The following is a 17,816-nucleotide window of genomic DNA, read 5'->3' as shown; positions in this document are numbered from 1 at the left end:
GAAGGCGAGCGCTCAAAATCCGCGGCTTCCGTCGAAACACGCGCCGATTGGGCTCTTCTGTTTGTCCTCGCCGCATTCATGGCCGTGGCCTTTGCGCTGGTCGCGTGGTTGATGTCCTGAGGTGACACGGACTCCGCGCTGTGGCTCTCGGGCTCCGGCCTCTGGTGATTTTCTGCGATCGGTATAGAACGGGTGAGGGCGGTGCCACCGCCCATGGCCCTGTCGTGCAGGCTCGCAAGCGCCTGCGCACCCGCAAAGAGCAGTAATGTCGACTGAACCGGTAGATCCCGTCATCCGCGCCTTCCTCGGCGTTGAACACTCCGCCAGCGGCCAGCGCTGGATGTCCCGCACCGACCAGGCCGGCCAGAACCGTGCGCTTGCGATCAGCCAGCTGCATGGCATTCCCGAACTCGTCGCCCGCGTGCTGGCGGGCAGGGGCGTCGGTGTGGACGAGGCGCCGGCCTTTCTCGATCCGACCATTCGCAATCTCATGCCGGACCCGTCGAAGCTGACCGATTGCGACGCAGCAGCTCGGCGCATCGTGGAGGCGATCGACCGAAAGGAACGCGTCGCGATCTTCGGCGACTATGACGTCGACGGGGCCGCGTCCTCGGCCCTCATGGCCCGCTTTCTCCATCATTTCGGCATCGAGGCCGAGATCTACATCCCGGACCGTATTTTCGAAGGCTATGGCCCGAATGCGGCAGCCATCGACCAGCTGATCGAGCGCGGCGCGAACCTCCTGATTACCGTCGACTGCGGATCGACCAGCATCGAAGCGCTGGGGGCTGCCGAACGGCGCGGTGTGGACGTCGTCGTTATCGACCACCACCAGATGGGCCACGAGATGCCGGTCTGTCATGCGCTGGTGAATCCGAATCGCGAGGACGACCTGTCGGGGCAGGGCCATCTCTGCGCCGCCGGTGTCGTCTTCATGGTGCTGGTGGCCACACTTCGGGTTCTTCGAGAGGCCGGCCATCCCCATGCGCGTTCGCTCGACCTGCTTGCCTGGCTCGATCTCGTGGCGCTCGCCACTGTCTGCGATGTGGTGCCGCTGAAGGGCCTGAACCGCGCTTATGTGACCAAGGGCCTGATCGCCGCTCGTCATCAGAACAATGCCGGTATGGCGGCTCTGCTGAGGGTGGCCGGGATCGGCGGGCCTGTCACGCCCTACCATTTCGGCTTTCTGCTCGGCCCCAGAATCAATGCCGGCGGTCGCATCGGCGATGCCGCTCTCGGCAGCCGGCTGCTGACGCTGGATGACGCGGCAGAAGCCGACGAGATCGCCGCAAAGCTCGACGAACTGAACCGTGAGCGCCAGGCGATGGAAGCCATCATGCTGGCCGAGGCAGAAGCTGAGGCGATGGCCGAATACGGCACGGGCGAGCGGGCAGCCGTGATCGTCACCGCCAAGGAGAACTGGCACCCGGGCATCGTCGGCCTGCTCGCCGCACGGCTTAAGGAGAAGTTCAAACGCCCGGCCTTCGCCATTGCCTTCGATCCCCTGGGCAAGGGCACCGGTTCCGGCCGCTCGATCAACGGTTTTGATATGGGCCGTATGGTTCGGGCTGCGGTCGATGAGGGCTTGCTGGTCAAAGGTGGCGGGCATGCCATGGCGGCGGGCCTGACGGTCGAGCGGTCGAATCTCGGACGGCTGCGCAGCTTCTTCGACGAACAGGCCACAGCCCAGGTATCGGCGCTTGCCGCCAACCAGACGCTGAAAATCGATGGTGCCATCGGTGCCTCGGGCGCGACGCTTGCGCTCGTCGACCAGCTGGAGGCTGCGGGCCCCTATGGCTCGGGCCATCCGCAACCCATCTTCGCCGTGCCGCTGCACCGGCTGAAGGATGCACGCCCCGTGGGGACGACCCACATCAAGATCACCCTGGAAGGCATGGATGGAAAGCGTCTGGAGGGGATCGCCTTCCGGGCAGCCGAAACCGATCTCGGCCATTTCCTGATGAACAACCGTGGCAACCAGGTGCATGTCGCAGGCACCCTGAGCGCCGATCACTGGCAGGGCAACAGACGCGTGCAGTTCCGCGTTATGGACGCAGCAAAGGCGCCGTAAGGCGGATGATATGATCTGATGTCGAGGAGATCGAAGTGGCACGCCCTAGGGGAGTCGAACCCCTCTTCCCAGAATGAAAATCTGGTGTCCTAACCGATAGACGAAGGGCGCGTGCGCTTCGGTGGCGCCCTTATGGCCGGAACTTCGGGGAAGCGCAAGAGGCTTTAAACGCCATGGGACGATTTTTTCCACAGGCATGCGCAGAGGCAGTATCTCAAGCGGAAACAGACACTTGCGCGTAAGCTGTCCACAGGTTGCGAATATTCGGGGAAGATCGAAGTGGCACGCCCTAGGGGAGTCGAACCCCTCTTCCCAGAATGAAAATCTGGTGTCCTAACCGATAGACGAAGGGCGCGTGCGCTTCGGTGGCGCCCTTATAGTCAGGCGTCCGGATGACCGCAAGCGGAAACTTGGCGAAGTTCGACAGAAAAAATCAGGCGCGGAAAGCGGGCGAGATTCGGCAGAAAACGCCAGTACCCGACAGGGCTCTGTAGACGACTAAACTGCTGGGGAGATTGATACGAAGTGGCACGCCCTAGGGGAGTCGAACCCCTCTTCCCAGAATGAAAATCTGGTGTCCTAACCGATAGACGAAGGGCGCGTCTGCTTCGTGGCGCCCTTATAATCAGGCTGTTCCCGGACCGCAAGCGGCTTTTGTCTCTTTCATGCAAAAAATGTGACAGCGATCAAATGCAGTCGTTGCGTGACCGACAAACGCTTTGATTGGAAGGACTTGAGCCGCTCTCGAAAGAATCGGGATCAGGGTGCCGCAGCAGCCTTGTCCGCTTTCTTTCCGCCTTTGAGGAGATCGGAGAGCGAGGGCAGCCATCCCTTCTTCTTCGGACCCGCATCTGCCTCGGCCACGACCTGTTCATCGGCCGGCAGTGGCTCTGCCGGATCGAATTCCTGGACCGCACCCATGGCCTGCAATTGATCAGGCGTGAGCTGGACCCGTTCCGGAACATCGGATGTCGGCTCGCGAAGAGCCAGTATCTTCCGCTTGGGGCGCGGGTCGGAGAGCTTCTTGAGGACCGGCTGCTCCTCGGCGGGCGCCACAGCCGATTCGGTGAGCGGCAGGCCTTCAGCTGTGGGCTGCGGGGTCTGCGCCTGAAGCGCCTGTTGCTGCATCAATGCCTGCTGTTCGGCAGACGGGCTGAACAGGCTCTTGCGCACGGCATTGACGCCGAGGGTCGGCATATCGCCCGGCACTAGGCTCGGGCTTGCCGCAGACCCAGCTGCCGCAACCTGCGCCGATCCCATGTCACCGGTAGGCGCAACGCTTGGCTGGTTTGCCCGTCCCGCAGAGAACAGGCTGTTGTTGCCGGCATTCACCGCCGTCGGCTGCATGGTGATGTCACCAAGGTCCGCCTGAGCCTGTGCTTGTGGCTGACCGGCGGGTTGCCCCTGTCCCTGAGCAGCCTGCTGCTGAAGGGCAAGCACCTCCGGCGGCGGTTCGGCAATATCGGCAAAGGCCGCGGCCAGCGGAACCGGTTTGCGTTTCAGGCGCGGGGGATCTGTTTCGTTCTGAGACGCGGCGGGCATAGCGGCGGCTGCCGGTTGTCCCGAAACGGCAACCACATAGGGATCCCGAAACGACTTGCCGCCGGGTGCCGATGCGGAAACCTCTTCCGACGGTGTCGCGTCGCCGATTGACAGCACCTCGTCAGCGCTGGTCTGGCATGACGCGAGCAGCGCGCTGGCGAACACAGCGATCAACGCAAATGCAGGTTTCTGGGGCTGGGATGAGCAAGTCATGTCGATCTCCGTCGTCACCTTCGCGCGGAAGGAAAGGGCCGCCGGGGCGGCCCTCGTGTAGACTGGAGATTAGGCGCGCAAACTTGCGCGAGGCGGTGGTGCTTACCAGGCGCCGGTGTTCGGCATGGAGGCCCAGGGCTCCGCAGGGGCAAGGTTTTCGCCCTTCTGGAGAATCTCGATCGAAATGCCGTCAGGTGAGCGGACAAATGCCATGTGGCCATCGCGGGGCGGGCGGTTGATGGTGACACCGTTGTCCATCAGTTTCTGGCAGATGGCATAGATGTCATCGACCTCATAGGCCAGATGGCCGAAGTTGCGGCCGCCGGTATAGTCTTCCGTATCCCAGTTGTAGGTGAGCTCGAGGCAGGGGGCCATCTCCACCTTCGCCTTGTCCAGATCCTTCTCGGCGGTCAGAAAGACCAGCGTGAATCGGCCCTTCTCGTTCTCGTAGCGGCGGATCTCGGTGAGGCCGAAAAGGTTGCAATAGAAGTGCAGAGAGGCCTCGAGGTCCTTCACTCGGACCATGGTGTGCAGGTAACGCATGGGTGTTCTCCTTTGACGCGGTCGATATGGGGCTGCCGTCAGCTTCGAGCAAGGCTGTGGCTGCAAAAGCAACTGGTGAAATGTAAAACTAGGGCTTGCGCAGATCCGTTGACCAAATGTTAATCTGAATCTCAAGAATCAGTTAACTAAGCAATGTGACGCGTTTTCGAGGGGCTTGGGGAAATGGCGGACAGGATTTCATCAAAGGGGCTCGGCGAGTACGAAGAGCTGTCCGGAGAAGCCGTAGACCTGCTGGAGATCACCGGCGTCGTCAAGTGGTTCGACGTCGCCAAGGGCTTCGGCTTTATCGTCCCCGACAACGGCATGCAGGACGTGTTGCTCCACGTGACATGTCTGCGCCGTGACGGCTACCAGACGATCCTCGAAGGCACCCGCATCGTCGCCCTCATCCAGAAGCGTGATCGTGGCTACCAGGCCTTCCGCATCCTCTCCATGGACCAGTCGACTGCCGTTCATCCATCGCAGATGCCGCCGGTCCGCACCCATGTACAGGTCACGCCGACGAGCGGTCTCGAGCGCGCGCTGGTAAAGTGGTTTAACCGCACCAAGGGCTTCGGCTTCCTGACGCGGGGCGAGGGCACCGAGGACATCTTCGTGCACATGGAAACGCTTCGCCGATTCGGACTGACCGAGCTTCGCCCGGGCCAGACGGTGCTGGTGCGCTTCGGACCTGGCGACAAGGGCCTGATGGCCGCCGAAATCCACCCGGACAATCCGGGCCCGGCCGTGCGTGCGCACTGAGCCGATGACCAAGCTGATGACCATCACCAGAAGCGCCTTCGTGGCGCTTCTTGCGTTTTTCTGTCTGGCCGGTGTGGCGCTGAGCGAAGTCGTTTTTGAACGCGGCCAACTGAGCTTCGAGACGGAAGCGGGCGAGCGGATCACGCTGGACGTGGAATGGGCCCTGACCGCCGAGCAGCGGGCGAGGGGCCTGATGGAGCGGCCGGCACTTCCCGACCGTACGGGCATGCTCTTTGATTTCGGCGAAACGCGCATGGTCACCATGTGGATGGCCAATACGCCCGAATCTCTTGACATGATCTTCATCGACGAAACGGGCAAGATCGCCCGCATCGCCGAGCGCACGACACCCTATTCCGAGGCGATCGTCTCCTCGGACAAGCCTGTGCGTTATGCGCTGGAAATCCGCGGCGGCCACGCCGCCGAACTCGGCCTCAAACCGACCGCCCGTCTGGTGCTACCGCTTGACCTGCCCAAGTGACGGGGCAGCGGCCTTTGTTTTCGCCTGAAGATTCAATCGCGAACAAACCGCTTTTTGCTGTTGCGGCTGAGGGGTGAACCGTGTATTCCCGCTTCATTGCTTGAACGGAGTGTAGCGCAGCCTGGTAGCGCATCTGGTTTGGGACCAGAGGGTCGGGAGTTCGAATCTCTCCACTCCGACCAAGCAATGAGCCGGACCATCAGGAACATCCTGAGTTCGTGGGTCCCACAAGTCTTCTGTTGCGAACCGACGAACAGACAGACCTCCGGCAAATAAAACCTCCCAACTCGATACTGACAAGGCCTTTGCGCCGCCCCGACTGTTGTCTCCAAGCGGTAGGCGAATCGCGCGTCTTTTGCGGCATGCGTGAGGGGCTTGCGTGCATTTGTGGCGACGCCACAATTTTCCCTTGCTGCCGTAATGCGCGCCCTTTATTCCTTATGGTTGTATCCAGGGGTGGGGACGATCACAATGAGACACATCTATACGATTGCCGCCGTGGCGCTCGTGGTAACCGGCTGCCAGACGATGAAGCCGGCCGCGTCTCCGATGGAGGCCTATCTCAACCGGCATGCGGCGGCGGAGGCAATTGCGCGGAATTGCCCGGCCTATGGCGGCTATGGTGCCGTAACGGCCATGCGGTCGGATGCCGACCAAAATCTGGCCCGTGCCCGCGCCCTCGGCGCGACGGAGATGGATGTTCAAAAAGCGCGCGAGCGGATGAACAGCAATCTGATGAGTGCCGTCATGCTCGTGGGCCCGATCGAGGCCTGCAACGCCTTCGTCAATCAACTGGCCTGGGCGGGAACCTCGACGGCGCAAATACCGAAGAAGGCAAACTAGGCCGTCTGACGGGCAAGGTGAGGGCGATGCTGATTTGCTTTGCGTTGCCCGCAGGGAAGCGGCCTCTCGATGACTGTCGCGGCATCAGGTGAGTGTGGACATCCGCTCTGCAATTCATCCATCATGCTGTTGCGAAGGCGCTCCAACGAGGATATACGGAACCTCGAAGAAAGTCGGTCTCGTAGTGCGCGAGCAATTTACGAACAGCGGATAAATGCCATTGTTTTTCAATGGATATGGGGTCGAGAATCTCGCCGCACCGACCAGAATTAGAAGGCCTTCCGCATGCGGCGGGCCGGGTGTCCGGCGGCAGGGCAACTTGCTGCAAAATCTTGGAGATGGATAAGGCCATGTCTGCGAAGATCTACCGCCCCGCGAAAACCGCCATGCAGTCCGGCAAGGCGAAGACCCATCTTTGGGTTCTGGAATTCGACCAGTCTGCACCGCGCAAGATCGATCCGATGATGGGCTACACCACCTCTGGAGACACCCGCCAGCAGGTCAAGCTGACCTTCGAAACGCTGGAGCAGGCCGAAGCCTATGCGAAGCGCGAAGGCATTGAATACCGCGTCATCCTGCCCAAGGAAGCCAAGCGCCAGGTCGTGTCCTACACGGACAACTTCCGCTACAACCGTCTTCAGCCCTGGACGCACTGACATTTCTGCCGCTTCGCGCGGCCCCGAGACGGTCCCTTAGCTCAGCTGGATAGAGCAAGTGCCTTCTAAGCACTAGGTCGTAGGTTCGAGCCCTACAGGGATCGCCATTTTTCGGCTATCTCGTCGATTCACCATTTCGAAGCGTATTTCCCCGGACAGCCTGACACTTCGGACGTAAGTGTAGTGTGTCTGCCGCGCACTCTATGAGGCCAGCGGCAGCGCCAAACTTGTCTCCATCATTTGCCAAGGTTCCGTGTATGGAACAGGAACCGCAGGCGCCTTTGCTTGTTAACCTCCCCGTGAAGACAACGCTATCACAGGGAGTGAGACACATGGAAAAGATGCTTGCAGCCGCCGCGATCGTATCCTTGAGCCTGACGGGCGCCTCCTGGGCGCAAAGCTCCGACAGCTCCAATTCTCCGGGCAGCAGCGACAGCGGCAGCCAGCAGGGCGAGACGCAAGGCACAACGGATGGCGGCAACGAGAACGCATCCGACAACAGTGCTGGCGACGAGCCGCAGTGCCCGCCCGGCCAGAAGAGTGCGGACTCCTCGGCAACCAAGGCCGATCCGAACTGCGTCGCCGAGTGAGTTGACGCAACGATCTGATGATGGGGGCCAGCTCGGCCCCCATTTTCTATTCGCGTCTTTGTGCAGAAACGTGCCTGAACCAGCTTTTCCCTCCCGCTGCCAACCTTTCGGAAACCCTTGAGCGTCATGATGCCGCTCACGAGAGGTTAACCATGTCCAGTCGCACCGCATCTTCCCGCCGCGCGCCCGCCAAACGGCGCAAGTCGACCCGCTCTTCCGGCAGCCAGGGCATGACAACCTGGCTGGTCATGCTCGGCATTGTCGCGGGCGGTATCGCCCTCTACGACAACCGGGCCGCAGTGCTCAGGGAATTGTCGCCCCTATTATCAGACAGAAAACCAGCCGCATCCCGCACCGAAGCCAAGGCAGAGCCCCGCCGTGAGCGGGAGAAAACCGCCAATGCGCGGACTGCATCGAATAGCACGAAAACGCCGGTACCGCCGGCCGAGGTTGGTGTCGTGAAGGCTGCGGTCCCAGCGTCTCGCCCGGCAGTCACGACCGCCGCTGGCGGCCCACTGACGGGGGAGAACTTCGCCGGCAAGTTCTATTTCTGCGGCACGTCGGGCCTCGACAACTGCGTCATGAGCGGTGATACCTTCTGGTACAAGAAGACCAAGGTCGTGCTGGCCGACATTGCAGCGCCGAGAACGGATGGCGCCGCCTGCCAGCAAGAGCGCGACCGCGGCTTTGCCGCAAAGGTGCGGCTGAAGGATCTGTTGAGCTCCGGACGATTCGATCTTGAGACACTGAAGACCGCTGGTCCAAGCGGTGCCTCAGGGGTGCTACGCGTGGCAACCCGCGATGGCCGCTCGCTGGGTTCAATCCTGGTGTCCGAAGGCCTCGCCAAGCCGCGCATGGCGCGCCAGCAGAGCTGGTGCCCTTAACCGCAGACAGCCGTCGTCTTCACAAACGAAAGAGCCCGCCGCGGTGACCGGGGCGGGCTCTTTGATTCCGAATGCGGAAGACCGCTTAATGCAGGATCTGGCTGAGGAACAGCTTGGTGCGCTCGTGCTGCGGATTGTCGAAGAATTCGGCCGGCGAATTCTGTTCGACGATCTGGCCCTGGTCCATGAAGATGACGCGGTCGGCAACCTGACGGGCAAAGCCCATTTCATGCGTCACGCAGATCATGGTCATGCCTTCTTCGGCAAGGCCCACCATGGTGTCGAGAACTTCCTTGACCATTTCGGGATCGAGCGCCGAGGTCGGCTCGTCGAAGAGCATGATCTTCGGCTTCATGCAGAGCGCACGGGCAATGGCCACACGCTGCTGCTGGCCGCCGGAGAGCTGGCCCGGATACTTGTTGGCCTGTTCCGGGATCTTGACGCGCTTCAGGAAGTGCATCGCGATTTCCTCGGCATCCTTCTTCGGCATCTTGCGGACCCAGATCGGGGCCAGCGTGCAGTTTTCGAGGATCGTGAGGTGCGGGAAGAGGTTGAAGTGCTGAAACACCATGCCGACTTCGCGACGAACTTCATCGATCTTCTTCAGGTCGTTCGTCAGTTCGATGTTGTCGACCAGGATGTTTCCGGTCTGGTGTTCTTCCAGGCGGTTGATGCAGCGGATCATCGTCGATTTGCCCGAACCGGACGGTCCGGCCACGACGATGCGCTCGCCCTTCATGACCTTCAAGTTGATGTCGCGCAGCACGTGAAAATCACCGTACCACTTGTTCATGTTGATCAGCTCGACCGCTACGTCGGTGCCCGACACGGTCTTCTTAGCGGAATTGGCTTCAGCCATGGTTTTTCCCCTTGTTCTTAACGCTTGTGGCCAGTGTCGAGGTGCCGCTCCATGAAGGCGGAGTAGCGCGACATGCCGAAGCAGAAGATCCAGAATACGAAGCCTGCGAAGATCAGACCCGTGAGCGGTGTCACAGGCGTTGCCCAGCTGGCATCGGTGAAGTTGAGGCGGACGATGCCGAGGAGGTCGAACATGCCGATGATCGACACGAGCGAGGTATCCTTGAACAGGCCGATGAAGGTGTTGACGATGCCCGGGATGACCAGCTTGATCGCCTGCGGCAGGATGATCAAGCGGGTCTTCTGCCAGTAGGAGAGGCCGAGCGAATCCGCGCCTTCATACTGGCCCTTCGGGATCGCCTGCAGACCGCCGCGCACCACTTCCGCCATATAGGCAGATGCGAAGAGCGACACGCCGACCAGCGCACGCAGGAAATTGTCGATCGTCCAGCCTGTCGGCATGAAGAGCGGCAACATCACGTTGGCCATGAACAGGACCGTGATCAACGGCACGCCGCGCACCACTTCGATGAAGACGACGCAGATCATCTTGATGACCGGCATGTCCGACCGGCGCCCAAGCGCAAGCAGGATGCCGAGCGGCAGTGAAACCGCGATCCCGACGAAAGACAGGATCAGCGTGACCATCAGGCCGCCCCAGAGTGGGGTTTCCACTTCCGGAAGGCCAAAGCCGCCATGCAGCAGGAAGAAGGCGACGACCGGGAATATGACGAAGAGCAGAAGCGCGTTCAGTCCCTTGCGCGGTGCCTTCGGGATGAGCATTGGCACAAGCAGGGCGATGAACATCACGCCCACCAGGATCACCCGCCAGCGTTCCTCAAGAGGATAACGCCCGAAGATGAACTGCGAGAAGCGGCTCTCTACGAAGGCCCAGCAGGCGCCCTTCCAGCCGTCGGGCTGGACGCCGCCCTGGGCAATCGTGGCGCAGACGGCACGGTCGGCGCCGAACCAGGCCGCATCGAGAAACAGGAAGTTGATCGCACCCGGCAGGATGAGTGCGAGAACCGCAAGGCCGATGATCGTGAGGACCACATCTTTCGGCGTCGCGAGCAGGTTCTTGCGGATCCAGCCGCCGATGCTGCCATCGGAGGTCGGGGCGGGAAGGGGTGCCAGCATGTCCTGGCGCACATAGGAAAGGTCGTGTGCCATAATCAACGCTCCACCAGGGCCATCTTGGCATTGAACCAGTTCATGAAGAGCGAGGTCACAATGCTGATGGAGAGATAGACGACGAGCCAGATCGAGACGATCTCGATGGCCTGGCCGGTCTGGTTCAACGTCGTACCGCCGGTCGAAACCAGTTCGGGGAAGCCGACGGCCACACCGAGCGACGAGTTCTTCGTCAGGTTGAGATATTGGCTTGTCAGCGGCGGGATGATGATGCGCATCGCCTGGGGCACGATCACGAGACGCGTCGTGGTAGAGGGCTGCAGTCCAAGGGCGGATGCCGCCTCCGTCTGCCCCTTCGATACGCCCTTGATGCCGGCGCGGATGATTTCCGCGATGAAGGCGGCCGTGTAGAAGGAGAGCGCGAGGTAAAGTGCAACGAACTCAGGCGCGATGACCGCACCACCCGACATGTTGAAGCGGCTTGCGACCGGGTAGTCGAAGGTGAGCGGCGAGCCGGCGGCGAGGAAGGCGATCAGCGGCAGGCCGACGATCAGTCCAAGGCCAACCCATCCGGTCGGGAAGATCTGGCCGGTGCGCATCTGACGGGCCTTGGCCCAGCGTGCAACGACGATGGTCGCGACAATGCCGATCAGGAGCGCAATCGGGATAATGCCCGCGCCATCCCCCCAGATCGGCTTGGGGAAGGCCAGACCACGGTTGTTGAGGAAGGTCGAGAAGGGCAGCTCGAGGGAATCGCGCGGCTGTGGCAGCGTCGATAGCACGCCCGAGTACCAGAAGAAGATGACGAGCAGCGGCGGCAGGTTGCGGAAGGCTTCCACATAGACCGTGCAAAGCTTGGCAATCAGCCAGTTTCTCGACAGGCGACCAATGCCGATCAAGAAGCCGATGATCGTTGCGGTGATGATGCCCGTTACGGCGACCAGGATCGTGTTCAGCAGGCCGACGAGAATGGCGCGGCCATAGGTCGAATCCGCCGTATAGGCGATCAGGCTCTGGCCGATGTCGAAGCCGGCGCGGCCATTCAGGAAGTCGTAGCCCGTGGCCGTGTTGCTCCGGGCGAGGTTTTCGATGGTGTTGTTCGCGATGGTCCAGACGATAAACGTCATGATGGCGATCGTAGCGACCTGAAAGAAGATCGATCTTGCTTTCGGATCGTAGATCAGCGAGCCCACGCTCTGCCCACCGGCAGGTATACTGGTGGCGTGATCTGTCATGCTGTGCCAAATCCCCGGGGCTTCTTTGAGCCCTTAACTGTTCTTGTTTTTGAAAACAGCCGGCATTCTTAAATTGCGCTGCTGACCGCAGCGTCCGTGCCGGTCTGAACCCGTCGTCCCGATAAGCGCGAGGCGGCTTTCGCCGCCTCGCAAACGTCAGCCGGATCTTAGCGGATCGGCGGAGCGTACTGCAGACCGCCCTTGGTCCACAGGGCGTTTACGCCGCGCTCGATCTTGAGCGGGGTGTTGGTGCCGATGTTACGCTCAAAGACTTCGCCGTAGTTACCGACGCCCTTGATGATGTTGTAGGCCCACTCATTGGTGAGGCCGAGGTCGGTACCGATCTTGGTGTCGGCTTCAGCGCCGAGGAAGCGCTTGATGTCAGGGTTCGTGGTGGTCGACTTGATTTCGTCGACGTTTGCCTGGGTGATGCCGAATTCTTCAGCGGTCACGAGGGCATAATGTGTCCACGATACGACGTCGAACCACTGGTCGTCACCCTGGCGAACGGCCGGGCCAAGCGGCTCCTTGGAGATGATTTCCGGCAGAATGACGTGCTCGTCCGGGTTGGTCAGCGTCAGACGCAGCGAATACAGGCCCGACTGGTCGGTCGTGTAAACGTCGCAACGGCCAGCCTGATAGGCAGCGTTGACTTCTTCCAGCTTTTCGAAAACGACCGGCTTGTATTCGAGGTTGTTGGCCTTGAAGTAGTCGGCAAGGTTCAGTTCGGTCGTGGTGCCGGACTGTACGCAGACGGCAGCGCCCGAGAGTTCGAGGGCCGACTTTACGTTGAGCGCCTTGGTGACCATGAAGCCCTGGCCGTCATAGTAGTTGACGGTGCGGAAGTTGAAGCCGAGCGCGGTGTCGCGGCTGATGGTCCAGGTGGTGTTACGGGCAAGCATGTCGACTTCGCCGGACTGCAGCGCGGTAAAGCGGCTCTGTGCGGTGGTCGGTGTGTACTTTACCTTCGTGGCATCGCCGAAAACGGCGGCAGCGACAGCCTTGCAGTAGTCGACGTCGAAACCGGTCCAGTTGCCGGCTGCGTCCGGCGATGCAAAGCCGGCGAGACCCGTGTTCACGCCGCACTGGACGAAACCCTTGGCCTTCACGTCATCGAGCGTTGCAGCGGATGCAGCAGACGCGCCAAAACCCAGGACCGCAGCGCCGATGGCGGCTGACAGGAACTTGTTGTTCATTTTTCCCAACCTTTTTTCTCTTGTTGTATGCCAGCGACGGCCTGCTGCTGAAACCAGCAGCGCACGTCGGCTCACGGCCTCCCGGTGCGAGCCTTCATATCTCAGTCGCAAATGCGGACAGGGTCAAGTCTTTATGCCGCGAATTGGCCACAAAAGCGCGAATTTACCAAAATCGCCCTCCAAATAGGCAAAAATGTGTGGTTTTTGGCCCAAAGTGATGAAAATGACGCCTTTTTGACTGTGCTGATATGCGTAAGCAGCAAGACTTGCGCTTCGGATCACGGAATTGTGCAACTTGACCGGCCCTCCCGGAGGCGCGAAAACCACGCTATCCGACCGTGAGGAATCTTGAATCCATGAGCAAATCCAAAGACTGGCTGGCCGCCGCCGGCACCGATACGAAACTGTGCCATGTCGGCTATGATCCTGAAGACTACCACGGGTTCGTCAATCCGCCGGTCGTGCACGCCTCGACGGTTCTGTTCCCCAATGCGCGGGCCATGGAAACGCGTTCACAGCCGTATACCTATGGCACGCGCGGTACCCCCACGACCGATGCTCTCTGCCGCGCAATCGATGCGCTGGAAGGCTCGGCCGGCACGATCCTCGTCCCGTCGGGGCTCGCCGCCATCACTGTTCCGTTCCTGGCATTCCTCTCGGCGGGCGACCATGCGCTGATCGTTGATTCCGTCTATTCGCCGTGCCGCCATTTCTGCGACACGATGCTGACCCGTCTCGGGGTTGAGGTCGAGTATTACGACCCGGAGATCGGCGTCGATATCGAGCGACTGATCCGGCCCAACACCAAACTGGTGCATACCGAGGCGCCCGGCTCCAACACCATGGAAATGCAAGATATCCGTGCGATTTCCGACGCTGCCCACAAGCACGATTGCGTTGTGACCATCGACAACACCTGGGCCACGCCGCTCTATTTCAAGGCGCTCGACTTCGGTGCCGACGTGACCATTCACGCCGCGACCAAATATCCCTCGGGCCATTCGGACATTCTGATGGGCACGGTCTCGGCCAATGCTAAGCACTGGCCGACGCTAAGTGAGGCCAACATCACGCTTGGCATATGCGGCGCCCCTGATGACAGCTATCAGATCCTGCGCGGCCTGCGCACCATGGGGCTGCGGCTCGAGCACCATTACAAGAGCGCGCTCTCCGTTGCCCGCTGGCTCGAAGCCCGCAATGACGTGGCGCGAGTGTTGCATCCGGCCCTGGAGAGCTTCCCGGGTCACGCGCTCTGGAAGCGCGACTTTAAGGGCGCAAGTGGTGTCTTCTCTTTCGTGCTGCCGGCTCCGTCCCGGGAAAAGATCAAGCCGAAGGCGCATGCCTTCCTGGATGCGCTGCAGCTGTTTGGGCTGGGTTGGTCCTGGGGTGGCTATGAGAGCCTGGCGGTGCACGTCAATCTGGATGACCGAAAGATCCGCAAGGGCCCAACCGATGGCGCCGTGATCCGTCTGCAGATCGGTCTCGAGAATGTCGAGGATATCACCGCCGATCTCGAACGCGGCTTTGCCGCAGCGGCTGCCGTCTGATTGACGGTTTTCGCCCTCAGTCGCCGATCCGATGGCCGTAGAGCCAGTCGAGATCGGCGGCGAGCTTCTCGGCCGGCCGAAGCGAAAGAACGATATCGCGCCCGATTCGGAACGGACCTCGGGCGTGATAGGCGAAGCGATTGAAGTCGCCGCGTGCCTTGACCCGTACAGCCCTGGCCTTTCGCTCGGTTGAAAAAGTGGCAAGCGCCAAGGGGAGGGGTGCCCGGGCGACATGGGCTGCAAGCGAGAACGCGTCCTCGATGGCCATCGCAGCACCCTGGGCCGAGAACGGCATCATCGCATGCGCCGCATCGCCAATCAGCACCGTGTCGCGACGATTGTGCCAATTGCCGTCGGAGGCCTCGTAAAGCGGCCAAAACGTCGCCTGCTCAGCGCCGGCAAGAATTGTCCTGATGTCGCGATGCCAGCCGGAAAACTGTTCGAGCAGCATGGCGCGCCGTGCCGCATCCGCGTCGATCGCCCAGCTCTCGTCACTCTTCGTGCCGGCAGCGATCGCCACGAGATTGAAGCCGTCGATCTCCTTCAACGGATAGCTGACCAGATGCGCCTTCGCCCCGAGATAGGCTGTCACGCCATTGCGAGACAGGAACGAAGGAGCGCCGCTCTGGGAGATGGTGAAGCGCCAGGCAATGTTGCCGGAGAAGCTGACCGTGGGGCCGCCCTGAATGGCATCCCTTACGACCGACCAGGCGCCATCGGCACCGATCACGAGATCCGGCTTGCGACCGGTGGTCGACCCCAGGGCTTCTGCGCCGATCCCCTGCACCCGCTGGCCGAGATTCAGCCGGCAGAGCGGTTGATTGAGCACGGCGCGCAACAGCGCCTGCTGCAGGGTCGAGCGATGCAGCACGCCATAGGGATAGCCCCAGCGTTTGCGGGCGAAATTGCCAGCCGGGACCGAAGCCAGGGGGCGCAAGTCCCTTCCCGAAACGAGGCTAATAGCATTTGGTTCAAGCCAGTGCTGTTCCAGCTCGGACAGCACGCCGAGAGATGCCAGCACTCGCGTGGCATTCGGCGAAAGCTGCAGGCCCGCGCCGACTTCGCCCAGCTGTGGCGCCTGTTCGATGATGTCGCAAGAGATGCCCTTGCGCGCGAGCGCCAGGGCAGCGGTCAACCCCGCCATCCCGGCTCCGACGATGGCGGCGTGCTTGATGGACATGGGAACTATGCCGATCGTGACGCTCGGGTCACGCTGCCTTGACGTGGAAGACGCAGCCCGCGGGGTTCGTCTGCTCTGCCTTCAGGCTCGGATTGTAGCGATAGAGCGTTGAGCAGTAGGAACAGACCTTCTCGTTGTCATGTCCCATGTCGATGAAGATGTGCGGGTGGTCGAAGGGCACGGAAGCGCCGGTGCACATGAATTCCTTCACGCCGACTTCGATCACGCGATGACCGCCGTCGTTCTGAAAATGGGGAATGGTGTGGCCGGCCATGTCTTGCTCCGAGAATGCTTTGCGAGTTTGCGCGGACATTAGCGCCGTCCTTCCGAAAAGTGTAGAGCCGGCGGCGGGCAAAAGTCACAGAAAATCGGTCTGCGGCAATTGATGTCAGGATGCTCTTGGCTATGGTTGCGGCCTCAAGGCCATAAGGACCCATTCATGAATCTCGACGCCCCGCCGTTTTCCAGCTTTCACAATGACGGGCTCGAGCTTGCCTATTTCGACGATGGCGATCCGGCAGGCGATCCAATCTTGCTCATTCATGGCTTTGCCTCGTCGGCGAGCGTCAACTGGGTCTATCCGGGTTGGCTGAGAACGCTGGGAGACGCTGGCTACCGGGTGATCGCGATCGACAATCGCGGCCATGGTGCAAGCGCCAAGCCGCATGATCCCGCAGCCTATCACCCGACATCCATGGTGGGGGATGCTGCGGCACTCCTGACCCATCTCGGCATCGCCGAGGCCCATGTCATGGGTTATTCGATGGGCGCGCGCATCTCCGCCTTTCTCGCCATCGAGCATCCCGACCGCGTGCGCTCGCTCGTCTTTGGCGGTCTCGGCATCGGCATGTGTGATGGTGTCGGTGACTGGGATCCGATCGCCGACGCCTTGCTTGCTCCGTCATTGGACGATGTCACGCATGAGCGCGGCCGCATGTTTCGTGCCTTTGCAGACCAGACCAAGTCGGATCGGCTGGCGCTGGCAGCCTGCATCCGGACGTCGCGGGATCTGGTGCGCCGTGAGGATATCGCCAAAGTCGATATTCCCTGCCTGATCGGTGTCGGCACGAAGGACGACATTGCCGGCTCGCCGCATGAGCTGGCGGAGTTGATGCCGCACGCCGTCGCACTCGACATTCCCAACCGCGACCACATGCTCGCCGTCGGCGATCGCGTCTTCAAGAAGGCCGCATTGGATTTCTACGCCGAGATTGAGGCGCGCTGACTATCAACGCCCGGTGAATACGGGTCGCCTGCGCTCGGCAAACGCCGCGCGCCCCTCTTGATAGTCAGCACTCTCAAAGGTCGAGGCGCCGATGATCTCCGCCTCGCGCAGAAGATCGTCGTCACCAAGCTCGACGGCCCGCAAGGCAAGCTTCGAGGCCCGGAGTGACAGCGGCGCGTTGGCAGCAATCGCCTCGGCGAGGATGTCGGTTCGTGTTTCGAGATCGGCGGTCGCCGTGACCTCGCACAGGAAGCCGGCCGCCATCAGCTCGGCAGACTTCAGCGGCGCTCCGGTAAAAAGCGCCTTGCGAGCCATCTGGCTGCCCAGTCCCCGGACGAAATCCTGCACGGCGTCTGCCGGGTAGGCGAGACCAAGTTTGGCGGCGGGGACTGCAAACACGGCTTCGGCAGAGGCGAGCCGCAGATCGGCGGCCGCAGCAAGACCGAAACCGCCGCCATAACAAATGCCCCTGACAGCTGCGATGACAGGGACGGGGGCCTCGCGAATGGCGGCAAAGGCACGGCTGTTCGATGCCTCGTAGATGCGGGCGGTCGCCGCATCCTTCCTTAATTCGGTAAATTCCGAAATGTCTGCTCCCGCGCTGAAATCGACCTTTCCGCCACCGGCCAGCACGATGACGCGGGCGCCGGCCTCGGCATGCAGCCACTGGATCGCGTCCGGAATCGCCCGCCACATCGCGGCCGTGATCGCGTTCTTCCGCTGCGGATTGTCGATCACCAGAAGCCCTTTCGCGCCATCGACGAAAGCGTTGATAAAGCCATTGGCAAGGGTGTTCGACTGTTTCATGCAGGCCCCATTTGAGTTCGATCTGTCTTCGACTATATAATGCCATTCCAAG

Annotated in this window: 18 protein-coding genes and 5 tRNA genes; 11 read left to right on the top strand and 12 right to left on the bottom strand. The window is 61.3% G+C overall.

Annotation, left to right across the window (positions count from 1 at the left end):
- Positions 1-265 precede the first annotated feature (265 nt).
- The gene (gene recJ / locus AC02Y0_RS08835; protein ID WP_476383526.1) at positions 266-2,071 is read left to right on the top strand and encodes a single-stranded-DNA-specific exonuclease RecJ; all 1,806 of its coding nucleotides are present in this window, start codon (positions 266-268) and stop codon (positions 2,069-2,071) included.
- A gap of 36 nt (positions 2,072-2,107) precedes the next feature.
- On the opposite strand, the gene AC02Y0_RS08830 is transcribed toward recJ, so the two are convergent.
- The 5 genes from AC02Y0_RS08830 to gloA form a co-directional block, all read right to left on the bottom strand.
- A tRNA-Glu gene (locus AC02Y0_RS08830) sits at positions 2,108-2,182 on the bottom strand.
- Positions 2,183-2,351: 169 nt separating this feature from the next.
- Positions 2,352-2,426: transfer RNA gene (locus AC02Y0_RS08825), tRNA-Glu, on the bottom strand.
- 171 nt (positions 2,427-2,597) lie between these two features.
- Positions 2,598-2,672, bottom strand: a tRNA-Glu gene (locus tag AC02Y0_RS08820).
- Positions 2,673-2,830: 158 nt separating this feature from the next.
- Positions 2,831-3,826, bottom strand: coding sequence for a hypothetical protein (locus AC02Y0_RS08815; RefSeq protein ID WP_476383525.1), 996 nt, complete (start codon positions 3,824-3,826; stop codon positions 2,831-2,833).
- Between the two features lie 102 nt (positions 3,827-3,928).
- The gene (gene gloA / locus AC02Y0_RS08810; protein WP_476383524.1) at positions 3,929-4,369 is read right to left on the bottom strand and encodes a lactoylglutathione lyase; all 441 of its coding nucleotides are present in this window, start codon (positions 4,367-4,369) and stop codon (positions 3,929-3,931) included.
- Positions 4,370-4,552: 183 nt separating this feature from the next.
- Here gloA and AC02Y0_RS08805 point away from each other — a divergent pair, with 183 nt between their 5' ends.
- From AC02Y0_RS08805 to AC02Y0_RS08770, 8 genes are all read left to right on the top strand, one after another.
- Positions 4,553-5,131 carry a cold-shock protein gene (locus AC02Y0_RS08805; RefSeq protein ID WP_102019953.1) on the top strand — a complete coding sequence of 193 codons (579 nt, stop codon included), beginning with the start codon at positions 4,553-4,555 and terminating at the stop codon, positions 5,129-5,131.
- A 16-nt stretch (positions 5,132-5,147) separates the two neighbouring features.
- Positions 5,148-5,612, top strand: coding sequence for a DUF192 domain-containing protein (locus tag AC02Y0_RS08800; protein WP_476383523.1), 465 nt, complete (start codon positions 5,148-5,150; stop codon positions 5,610-5,612).
- Positions 5,613-5,717: 105 nt separating this feature from the next.
- Positions 5,718-5,794, top strand: a tRNA-Pro gene (locus AC02Y0_RS08795).
- A gap of 289 nt (positions 5,795-6,083) precedes the next feature.
- Positions 6,084-6,455 (top strand): hypothetical protein, encoded by a 372-nt coding sequence (locus AC02Y0_RS08790; RefSeq protein WP_476383521.1) that lies wholly within the window; start codon positions 6,084-6,086, stop codon positions 6,453-6,455.
- A gap of 350 nt (positions 6,456-6,805) precedes the next feature.
- Positions 6,806-7,111, top strand: coding sequence for an ETC complex I subunit (locus tag AC02Y0_RS08785; RefSeq protein ID WP_102020343.1), 306 nt, complete (start codon positions 6,806-6,808; stop codon positions 7,109-7,111).
- Between the two features lie 30 nt (positions 7,112-7,141).
- Positions 7,142-7,218 (top strand) — tRNA-Arg (locus AC02Y0_RS08780).
- Positions 7,219-7,443: 225 nt separating this feature from the next.
- The gene (locus tag AC02Y0_RS08775) at positions 7,444-7,701 is read left to right on the top strand and encodes a hypothetical protein (protein WP_476383520.1); all 258 of its coding nucleotides are present in this window, start codon (positions 7,444-7,446) and stop codon (positions 7,699-7,701) included.
- 152 nt (positions 7,702-7,853) lie between these two features.
- A complete protein-coding gene (locus AC02Y0_RS08770; protein ID WP_476383519.1) occupies positions 7,854-8,585 on the top strand; it encodes a nuclease in 732 nt (243 codons plus the stop codon).
- An 85-nt stretch (positions 8,586-8,670) separates the two neighbouring features.
- Here the strand turns inward: AC02Y0_RS08770 and AC02Y0_RS08765 are convergent, their stop codons facing one another.
- The 4 genes from AC02Y0_RS08765 to AC02Y0_RS08750 all read right to left on the bottom strand — a co-directional run bounded on the left by AC02Y0_RS08765 (position 8,671) and on the right by AC02Y0_RS08750 (position 13,005).
- Entirely contained in the window at positions 8,671-9,444 is a 774-nt protein-coding gene (locus tag AC02Y0_RS08765; RefSeq protein WP_102019957.1) for an amino acid ABC transporter ATP-binding protein, read from the bottom strand.
- A 17-nt stretch (positions 9,445-9,461) separates the two neighbouring features.
- Positions 9,462-10,613, bottom strand: coding sequence for an amino acid ABC transporter permease (locus tag AC02Y0_RS08760; RefSeq protein WP_444557204.1), 1,152 nt, complete (start codon positions 10,611-10,613; stop codon positions 9,462-9,464).
- A gap of 2 nt (positions 10,614-10,615) precedes the next feature.
- Positions 10,616-11,809, bottom strand: coding sequence for an amino acid ABC transporter permease (locus AC02Y0_RS08755; protein ID WP_102019959.1), 1,194 nt, complete (start codon positions 11,807-11,809; stop codon positions 10,616-10,618).
- 167 nt (positions 11,810-11,976) lie between these two features.
- On the bottom strand, positions 11,977-13,005 hold the full coding sequence (locus tag AC02Y0_RS08750; RefSeq protein ID WP_476383518.1) for an amino acid ABC transporter substrate-binding protein: 1,029 nt from the start codon (positions 13,003-13,005) through the stop codon (positions 11,977-11,979).
- Between the two features lie 356 nt (positions 13,006-13,361).
- Here AC02Y0_RS08750 and AC02Y0_RS08745 point away from each other — a divergent pair, with 356 nt between their 5' ends.
- Complete coding sequence (locus AC02Y0_RS08745; protein ID WP_476383516.1) at positions 13,362-14,552, top strand: cystathionine beta-lyase; 1,191 nt, start codon at positions 13,362-13,364, stop codon at positions 14,550-14,552.
- A 16-nt stretch (positions 14,553-14,568) separates the two neighbouring features.
- Here AC02Y0_RS08745 and AC02Y0_RS08740 read toward each other — a convergent pair whose 3' ends face one another.
- Positions 14,569-15,732: an FAD-dependent monooxygenase gene (locus AC02Y0_RS08740; protein WP_476383515.1), complete on the bottom strand. Its 1,164-nt coding sequence runs from the start codon at positions 15,730-15,732 to the stop codon at positions 14,569-14,571.
- A gap of 28 nt (positions 15,733-15,760) precedes the next feature.
- Complete coding sequence (locus tag AC02Y0_RS08735; RefSeq protein WP_102019963.1) at positions 15,761-16,006, bottom strand: zinc-finger domain-containing protein; 246 nt, start codon at positions 16,004-16,006, stop codon at positions 15,761-15,763.
- Positions 16,007-16,171: 165 nt separating this feature from the next.
- On the opposite strand from AC02Y0_RS08735, the gene AC02Y0_RS08730 reads away from it, so the two are divergent.
- Positions 16,172-16,957 carry an alpha/beta fold hydrolase gene (locus AC02Y0_RS08730; protein WP_476383514.1) on the top strand — a complete coding sequence of 262 codons (786 nt, stop codon included), beginning with the start codon at positions 16,172-16,174 and terminating at the stop codon, positions 16,955-16,957.
- Between the two features lie 3 nt (positions 16,958-16,960).
- Here AC02Y0_RS08730 and AC02Y0_RS08725 read toward each other — a convergent pair whose 3' ends face one another.
- Positions 16,961-17,764 (bottom strand): enoyl-CoA hydratase-related protein, encoded by an 804-nt coding sequence (locus tag AC02Y0_RS08725; protein WP_476383513.1) that lies wholly within the window; start codon positions 17,762-17,764, stop codon positions 16,961-16,963.
- Between the last annotated feature and the right edge of the window lie 52 nt (positions 17,765-17,816).

The sequence above is a fragment of the Allorhizobium sp. nf9_anc genome (assembly GCF_056323085.1).
Note: the sequence above shows the minus strand (reverse complement) of the source record. Positions and strands in the feature narration are given on the sequence as shown.